Here is a 3,997-nt window from a genome sequence, read left to right as displayed (position 1 = left end):
CGACAAGCGTATGCGTTGCTCCGTGGCCGGGCGGTGCCCCACGTTCTGGAACATCATCTCGCGGGTCACCACCAGCTTGATGGGGCGCCGCAGATTGCGGGCCGCGGCGGCAGCGAGTAGCGAGTGGGACCACGGAAACAGCTTGCCGCCGAATCCGGAGCCTAGATACTTCATGATGACTCGGACCTGGTCTTCCGGCACGCCGAGCATTTGTGCCATCATCTGCCGCTGGTAGACGATCGACTGAGTCGTTTCGTAAAGCGTGTAGTTCGTGCCGTCGAATACTGCCACTGTGGCATGCAGCTCGATTGGATTATGCGTTTCGACCGGCGTCGTGTAGATCTGGTCGAGCTTCATCGCGTCAGAGACGGCCGCGAATGCGGCCTGAGCGTCGCCGCGCTGTGTGTCGACAGACGGCGTCCCTTCCGCCGGCATCCGGCTCGTTACATCGGGTTGACTCTGCGCATACCGCGCCTTCACTGCACTGGACGCGGCAGTTGCCTGCTCGAATGTATCGGCCACTACCACTGCAATGTACTGGCCATAGTACGAGATGATGTCGTCGTCGAGCGGCGGCCGCCTTTCGTCGATTCTTGGTCCGAAGCCGACGCGATAGAACTTGCCGATATTTTGGCGGGTGAAGACAGCCCGGACCCCTGGCATCTTCGCGGCAGCGGCCGTTTCCAGTTGATTGATGCGTCCTTTGGCGATTGTCGCGCAGACCGGTACGGCGTACAGCATCCCTGGAAAGTTGAAATCCGACGTGTAGGTTGCCGCACCACTGACCTTAAGCGGTCCTTCAATTCGGGTAAAGTCGCCGCCGATGAGTGGCTGCGTTTTGTTGCTAGCTAATTGCACGTTCTCTCCGCGACACGAACATTGGGTCAAGCGATCTGTGTGGTCAGCTTGGGGGCCGGTTCTCATTTCTAACACCCGCCGTATAAAACAGGCATGACGCGAAGATGAAACTCGCGCCATTTTTTGAAGTCTGGACGGGGGGTGTGGCGGGACGTCGCACAACTCGTGTGCACCAACGGGGATCACGACTCTTCAAAACGCACCGAAATGGTTTCTAGCGGCTTGGCTCAAGCGCCGAGCCCGCGCGAATGTGCGAGTGGCGTCAGAAGCCATCGCGGGGCGCCGCGTTCGATCTTCCAGCAAGCGTAGATGCATACCAGATAGAGCACCAGGAAGTTCTGATTGGCAACGAGCACCAGATCCGGAACACTGATGTGAAATAGCGTCGCCGCCGCGAGGACGGCCGCAAGCATCCCTTCAAAGCGTCAACAGGTTCTTGCACAGATCAACCGTGTTGCTGACTGAATATTTGCGCAGCAAGCTCGCACGATGAACATGCACAGTTCGTGGACTGATCTCCAGCCGCCGTGCGATTTCCTTGCTGCTGCAACCCTCGAGCAGCAGCATGGCGATTTCCCGCTCGCGCGGCGTGAGCGAAGCGCGTATGGCCGACACCATTTGCGGTTCAACCGACAAATCTAGAAACGTCCAGATTGCGCGGGCATAGGGGGCGCGCTTGTCGACGGTCGTCCCGCTTACATGGCTCCAGAACATCTCTCCGTTCAGCCGCTTCATCAGCCAGTTGTCGGAGTAGCTGCCGCGCTTCGCAAGTATTGGGCCGATCTTTTTTCCCCGCGTATCGAAGTCGCTCTCGCCAGCGTAAAGCACCGCGAACGACAGCCCGATTATCTCTGCGCGCGTTCCTCGCCAGATGCTCGAGAACAGCTCGTTGCAATCGACGATGGTGCGCTGATCCAGAACAGCGCAGGCGATAGGGCAGAGCTCAAAAATCTGGCGGTAATCAAGTGGTTCGCCAGACACAACCCGGTTCTCTTTCACAATCAACCCCTCTCCCGTTGCAGCGCGTTGCAGCGTTTACCTAGGTAATCGAAACAGTTTGAATCATGTTTTCGGCCCGTTACACTCGATTTTGCATTACCTAGATGAGTAAGTAAAAGGTCAATCACACGCAACGCCTGGCCGACAATTCGCGGAGCAAAAATGGACATATCGGAATCGCTGGGCATCGGCGAAGTTCGGCCGAACCCACATCGGGCTATCGTGGCGACTGTTATCGGCAACGGGCTCGAGTGGTTCGATTTCACGGTGTACAGCTATTTCGCCGTGATTCTGGCCAAAGTGTTTTTCCCGACAGGCAACGATTTCAGTTCGCTGCTGCTTGCGGTCGCGACATTCGGCGTCGGGTTTTTCATGCGTCCTATCGGCGGCATCGTGCTGGGTGTCTATGCGGACAAGAAAGGGCGTAAGGCGGCAATGACGCTCACGATCATGATCATGGCCGCCGGCACGACCTTGATCGCGCTGACGCCGTCGTACGAATCGATAGGCCCGCTCGCGCCATTGATCATCGTGGTCGCGCGTCTGATGCAGGGCTTTTCCGCGGGCGGTGAAATGGGCACGGCCGCGGCCTTTTTGACCGAGCATGCTCCTGAAGGCCGCCGCGCCTACTACTCGAGCTGGGTGCTGTCGAGCATTGGCTTCGCCGTCCTGCTTGGCGCGGCAGCCGGCACGTTCGTGACAACGGCCCTCGATCCCGCGTCTGTCAAAAGTTGGGGGTGGCGTTTGCCGTTTCTGCTCGGCGCCCTGATCGGTCCGGTGGGATTTTATTTCCGCTCCAGGATTACTGAAACCCCAGTTTACGAGGACACAACGCATCGTGTTATTGCGTCGCCGCTACGGGAATCCCTAACGACGCACGCCAGAGACACATTCGGCTGTTTCGCGATGGTGATGCTATGGACAGTGGCCATCTACGTGCTGCTGTTCTATATGCCGACGTATGCGGCAAGTGTCCTGCATCTCCCGCAGTCGGACGGATTCATCTCGGGAATGGTCGGCGGTTTTGCCATGATGTGCAGCGCGCCACTTGCCGGTTTGCTCGCCGACAGGGTAGGGCCGGGAAGGGTGTTGGCGCCATCGGCGATGCTTGTTTTTCTACTCGCGTGGCCGATGTTTACCTACATTAATGCTGCCCCGGGCCTGGTGTCGCTGCTGGCGTTCCAGGCTGTCTTCGGCATTCTGACCGGCACCTATACGGGGCCGATCCTGTACGCGTTTTCACGGCGTTTTCCGAGTCCTGTCCTCGCGACGGCCATATCGATTGCGTACAATTTCGGCGTTACGGTGTTCGGCGGTTTCGCGTCGTTTTTCGTGACATGGCTGATCGTCGCGACCGGAAGCACCGTCGCGCCGGCGTACTATGTCATGGTCGGCGCGGCTTTCAGTCTGATAGGCATGTGGTTGCTGCGGCGGGTTGATTGATATGCAATGCGAGACGTTAATCTGCAGGAATAGGCTATTGAGCAGTGGCGAGACACTGGCCGAGGCGAAGCTCGTATACGCGACGGCCGGCCGTCTCAATGACGCACGCGATAACGTAATTCTCTATCCCACGTCGTTCGGGACCAGCCATGTCGACATAGCATGGCTGGTTGGGCCGGGCCGGCCGCTCGACACCGATCGCTATTTCGTGATCCTGGCGAATATGCTTGGTAACGGCTTGTCGTCGTCACCGAGTCACTTCCCGCCGGGCATGTTTCCTTCGCTATCCGTCAGCGACAGCGTGAAGCTCCAGCACACCCTCGTTCACGATGTGTTGCGCGCGGAGCGTTTAGCTTTGGTCGTTGGGTTCTCGATGGGAGGACAGCAGGCCTATCACTGGGCCGCGCTATTTCCTGAAATGGTGGAGCGCGCCGCAATCATTTGCGCGTCTGCAAGAACATCGGTTCATAACCAGGTATTTCTGGACGGATTGAAGGCGGCGCTCACGCTCGATCCGGCGTGGAACGGCCGCTATTTCTCCGGCGCGGCGCCGCGAGGCATTCGCGCGATGGCGCAAGTCTATGCAGGTTGGGGTATGTCCGCGGAATTCTACAGACGGGCGTTATATCTCACGGCCGGATATCGCGATCTCGAAGATTTCGTGACTAATGACTGGGGCGCGTTTCTCGCCCGTACG

The 3,997-nt window shown here is 58.4% G+C and carries 4 protein-coding genes; 2 read left to right on the top strand and 2 right to left on the bottom strand.

The features are described from left to right. On the bottom strand, positions 1–924 hold a 924-nt coding region (locus QOC89_RS27020), incomplete at its 3' end, for a xanthine dehydrogenase family protein molybdopterin-binding subunit (protein WP_323047826.1). Positions 925–1,275: 351 nt separating this feature from the next. Further along, positions 1,276–1,857, bottom strand: a complete 582-nt coding sequence (locus QOC89_RS27015; protein WP_323047827.1) for a LuxR C-terminal-related transcriptional regulator — start codon at positions 1,855–1,857, stop codon at positions 1,276–1,278. 162 nt (positions 1,858–2,019) lie between these two features. Between QOC89_RS27015 and QOC89_RS27010 the strand changes: the two genes are divergently transcribed. Next, a complete protein-coding gene (locus QOC89_RS27010; RefSeq protein WP_323047825.1) occupies positions 2,020–3,300 on the top strand; it encodes an MFS transporter in 1,281 nt (426 codons plus the stop codon). A gap of 37 nt (positions 3,301–3,337) precedes the next feature. Then, positions 3,338–3,997 (top strand): alpha/beta fold hydrolase (locus QOC89_RS27005; protein WP_323047824.1); only part of this gene is annotated, 660 nt, incomplete at its 3' end.

This window comes from Paraburkholderia sp. (assembly GCF_034668105.1).
Classification (GTDB): Bacteria; Pseudomonadota; Gammaproteobacteria; order Burkholderiales; family Burkholderiaceae; genus Paraburkholderia.
This window is presented reverse-complemented; position numbering and strand designations above follow the sequence as displayed.